Source organism: Veillonella sp. CAG:933 (genome assembly GCF_000431435.1).
Classification (GTDB): domain Bacteria; phylum Bacillota; class Negativicutes; order Veillonellales; family Veillonellaceae; genus Veillonella_A.
Map to the genome: position 1 here is coordinate 1 of NZ_HF986115.1, position 2,969 is coordinate 2,969.

At 32.5% G+C, this 2,969-nt stretch carries 5 protein-coding genes and 1 tRNA gene; all 6 read left to right on the forward strand.

The genetic code is table 11. The annotated features are described in order from the left end of the window. Positions 1-203: 203 nt before the first annotated feature. The gene (locus QZL64_RS00865) at positions 204-551 is read left to right on the forward strand and encodes a hypothetical protein (RefSeq protein ID WP_021840177.1); all 348 of its coding nucleotides are present in this window, start codon (positions 204-206) and stop codon (positions 549-551) included. Positions 552-584: 33 nt separating this feature from the next. Further along, a complete protein-coding gene (locus QZL64_RS00870; RefSeq protein WP_021840178.1) occupies positions 585-953 on the forward strand; it encodes a hypothetical protein in 369 nt (122 codons plus the stop codon). 85 nt (positions 954-1,038) lie between these two features. After that, complete coding sequence (locus tag QZL64_RS00875) at positions 1,039-1,389, forward strand: hypothetical protein (RefSeq protein ID WP_177545662.1); 351 nt, start codon at positions 1,039-1,041, stop codon at positions 1,387-1,389. A 900-nt stretch (positions 1,390-2,289) separates the two neighbouring features. Next, positions 2,290-2,361: transfer RNA gene (locus tag QZL64_RS00880), tRNA-OTHER, on the forward strand. Positions 2,362-2,374: 13 nt separating this feature from the next. Then, entirely contained in the window at positions 2,375-2,617 is a 243-nt protein-coding gene (locus QZL64_RS00885; protein ID WP_021840180.1) for a hypothetical protein, read from the forward strand. Between the two features lie 13 nt (positions 2,618-2,630). Continuing rightward, a partial coding sequence (locus tag QZL64_RS00890) for a hypothetical protein (RefSeq protein ID WP_296309085.1) occupies positions 2,631-2,969 on the forward strand: 339 nt, incomplete at its 3' end.

The following is a 2,969-nucleotide window of genomic DNA, read 5'->3' on the forward strand; positions in this document are numbered from 1 at the left end:
ACGTCCTAAGCCTAAAATGGAACCCTACAAAAAGGGTACTAAGAATAAAAAAGAAATTTATTGATTACTCGCCAGTTATCATATAATTTAATTTTTTATTAATATGGTGGTTATCCCCGAATCGTGAATAAGCCCAGAGTCCTACAGCAAATCAAAGCTATGTGAAGATGCATAGTACGCTAATAAAGTAAAGGGGGCAGCATATGATAAGAAAACAAAGACTATGCCACGATTCATTATTTAAAAGTATGGAAACAAAAAATGTTATAGAACTTTCTGCATTTAGTAAATCTTTATCAAAGAAAATTACGTACTTAAACCATGAAGAACGTATACTAATTGATATAGAACAAATTGCTGCAATAACTCCATCTTCAGAAAGAGAGGATTTACCCAAGAAAATAGGTTTATCTTCTTGTAATAATAATGAAGTAAAGGAAGAATTGTATACTTGTGTATTACTTAAATGCGGTTTTAGTATAAGAGTAATTGAATCAGTAGGAGAAGTATATAGTAAAATAATACAAAGAACGTATAATTCTACTATCTAGTAATAAAAATTAATAACTAAAAAGTAAAAAGTAATGACACTTGAAGAACTTATTTATCAAAGTAATACCGCTGGTATTAGTAATGTTTCTACTAGAGGACAACCTATTACCTCTACATTTTGTAAAAAAGATATAAAAGGATCAATAAAGAGTGCAATTAGTGAGAATCCTAGTTTTAAGCAATTTCTTGAAGAGAATAATGCTTATGGTAGACATGTAAAAAATATCACCAATCAAATATTACGAAGTAGAGATATCTCTGGTAAACTAATTAAATGTGTACATAGAATCGCTCATAGTAATTATAGTAATAGAGAGATTATTAACGGCACTATTAGCTGGAGTAGTACATCAGAAGGTAGCGATTATTGGTTTGGATTATATGTTAATACCAAAAAGTAAATAATAACAGTTTCAATTTAAAAATCAATTTTATTAACTTATCAAAATTTTAAAAATTATGGCAGATTTTAATTTAGATGCAAAAATGCAAGAGCAAGAGAACAATCAGGGTAAAGTGAACACTTCCGCAGTAGACAAAGCAAAAGAGAATATCGCTGCAAAGAAGTTGGAACAAGAGACCCGTGAAGTTGAACGTCGTTTATCAAACGCAGAGTCTACAGAAGATCGAGCATTAAAAGAACTTCGTATGGCTCGTAAGAAAGAAGAAGCTCAAAAAGCATTTTTGACAGCTGTATCTACAGCTAAAACAAAATTTGAGTCCGACGGAGATTATCGTGCATATGATAAAGCCGTTGAGGAAGCCGAAGAGAAGCGTGATAAAGCCGTCAGTGACGCTAAGCGTGCTATCTACGGTGAGGATTATTGGAGATATTAATCCAGTAATTTAACTCCGAAATCAGAGTTGGGAGTGTTCGAGAGGCCTCCCAATCTCTTTCCGTATATTTAGTTCTAGAAAGAGATTAATACCACGATTTAAATATTCGAATTAGAGTAGAATAAAATTATCTTGAATTAACAAGATACTCAAGAGCCTTGAGCCAGAGTGGAAAATTCTGAGCCACTGATCACGTGCCTGAGATCATTACTATCACTTGAAAAGTACACCGTAAGTACTGCTGAATCGCTAGAACCTTGAGTCGAGACCTAGTGATAGGCTTACGTAAGTAAGTTAAGTATAGTAATGATATCAAATCACACACAGAATTAGAGCTATATGCCGAAGTTGATGCTTACAATCTTTTGATGACAAGATAAACTTCAAATTCTGTAGATCTATCAAAGGCATTTTCCTATAGTAGTAGAGAGCTAAATGCCTAAGACCATTCTTTTTAAGAGATAAACATGTATTATAGGTAAGACATAAGTCGCATTGCGCACTCTTAGAGGAATACACTCGTATAAAAAAGAATTCTTACTATTACTATAGGTTTATAAGGTAAAGAGAGAGTGATCTCTCTTTATCTACACTTAATAATTTGGGGTTAAAAATTAAAAAGTATTTACGATATAAGAACTGTGTCGTATCTTATTAGGTTTATTGGAAACTATTAGGACGAGGGTTCGACTCCCTCCAGCTCCACGAGTTTCTGTATATCTTTCCTCACTATACCATTGCGGTTTGAGTAAAAAAGATATATTTTAAGGGGCTGCTTGGATTTGACTAGTAGTGAAAGGTAAAATAGGTTCACTTTAAATTTAAATGGCAATACATTTGTCACTGATTACACTGCTCTAGGAGCGGCGTAAATCAACGTGCTAACTACGAAAATGAGGGTGTCTAGTAGCTTAACCGGATAAAGCCCTGGATTTTATCAGGAGATTGTGGGTTCGAATCCCACCTAGATAACAAAATATTAATTATGAGTTACATAGCAGTAGATACATTTGGAGATGAATACATATATCAATTTAAACCTAAAAGAGTAATACGTACTAATACATTAGGTGAAAAATGGGGATATTGGTATTCTGAAAAAGGTCATCAGATTGAGGTTCCTAAAGGTACTGCAAAAGCATTATATAATGCAAACTTGATGACTGATTGTAAAATTCCTTTATATAAAAGGAATATGAACTGGGGAGATAATCCGATTCAATTATAATTTTAAAAAGCTTATGGATGAGAAAATAGCTGAAAAAAGATTAGTATCATTTAATAAAGAATGTATACTAGCAGGACCACGACCAAGTGTCATTGGTTTCCTTAAAATGTTAATGAACTTAGGAGCAGATGTAACAAAAGCAACATCTGCAAAGAGTTTAATAACTAGTAAATCGAACATTGTATTACTACTTAAGAATGAAGGAAAAAGTAAGAAATTTCCTCAAATCACTGTATTAAGTAGGTCTTGGTGGGATTATTACCACAATCCCAAAAAGCATAGAAGTTCTTATAAAACATACAATATTCCAAAACAATGGAATAAAGTATATAATGAGATACTAAAACTTGAA

Coding starts and splice junctions, on each gene's coding strand:
- QZL64_RS00865 (WP_021840177.1), top strand. CDS start 204: ATGATAAGAAAACAAAGACTATGCCACGATTCATTATTTAAAAGTATG.
- QZL64_RS00870 (WP_021840178.1), top strand. CDS start 585: ATGACACTTGAAGAACTTATTTATCAAAGTAATACCGCTGGTATTAGT.
- QZL64_RS00875 (WP_177545662.1), top strand. CDS start 1,039: ATGCAAGAGCAAGAGAACAATCAGGGTAAAGTGAACACTTCCGCAGTA.
- QZL64_RS00885 (WP_021840180.1), top strand. CDS start 2,375: ATGAGTTACATAGCAGTAGATACATTTGGAGATGAATACATATATCAA.